2 protein-coding genes are annotated in these 928 nt (G+C 67.5%); both read left to right on the top strand.

Features of this window, described 5'->3' with window-relative positions; translation table 11 throughout:
• Window positions 1-76 precede the first annotated feature (76 nt).
• Entirely contained in the window at window positions 77-337 is a 261-nt protein-coding gene (locus tag LUZ64_RS36700) for a transposase (protein WP_372472115.1), read from the top strand.
• A partial coding sequence (locus LUZ64_RS36695; protein WP_232390653.1) for a transposase occupies window positions 274-928 on the top strand: 655 nt, incomplete at its 3' end. The genes LUZ64_RS36700 and LUZ64_RS36695, both read left to right, overlap by 64 nt.

The following is a 928-nucleotide window of genomic DNA, read 5'->3' as shown; positions in this document are numbered from 1 at the left end:
TAGGGCCTGTGTGATGTTGTGATCAGCTGCTGGTTTCTGTCCTCTTCGCGGGGTGGAATCCGGTAGGAGTGGGGTGGTGACGCGCAGGCAACTCGCCAATGCCCAGTGGGAGTTCATCGAGCCGTACCTGCCGATCGGGAGGTACGGGCCGTACCCGGAGCGGTTGCGGGAGCGGTTCGAAGGGGTGATCTGGCGGTTCCGCTCCAGTGGGCAGTGGCGCGAGACGCCTGCCGAGTTCGGCCCCTGGGCCACCGTCTACGGACGCTTCCGCGTATGGCGGGACGCCGGGGTGTTCACGGCCCTGCTGGAAGACCCGATCGCCCAGGGGCCTGGGTAGGCAGAACAGACTTGCCGCTGGTCAGCGTGGATGCCACCACGGTCCGTGCCCACCACGAAGGCACGGGGGATGCGGGTCAGCGAGCACCTCGTGAAGGCCCTGGAAGAAGCCGTGCAGGAGCAGGAGGCAGCCCGGCGAAAGGGGGTGGCACGGAGGAACAGAACGGACAGGACGAACGCCGGCGCATCCGTCTCAGACGCGGGTTCCGCCTGAGGGAAGCCCCGCTCGGCAGGTCCCAGGGCGGACTCACGAGCAAGATTCATCTCGCCGCGGACCGCGGGTGTCGTCCGCTCGCGCTGGTTTTGACCGCCGGGCAGGCTGGGGACAGCCCGCAGTTCATCCCCGTACTCGCGAAGGTGAGAGTCCGCCTGCCGGTCGGCTGTCCCCGCACGCCGCCCGGCGCGGTCGCCGCGGACAAGGCGTACTCGTCCCGCGGCAACCGCGCCTACCTGCACAAACGCGGAATCAAGGCCGTCATCCCAGAGAAAAAGGACCAGGCCGCCAACCGTAAGAAGAAGGGCGCACGAGGAGGCCGGCCCATCAGCCACGACTCCAGCTTCCACAAGGAACGGAACACCATCGAACGACTGA

The organism is Streptomyces albireticuli, from assembly GCF_021228125.1.
GTDB lineage: Bacteria > Actinomycetota > Actinomycetes > Streptomycetales > Streptomycetaceae > Streptomyces > Streptomyces albireticuli.
Note: the sequence above shows the minus strand (reverse complement) of the source record. Positions and strands in the feature narration are given on the sequence as shown.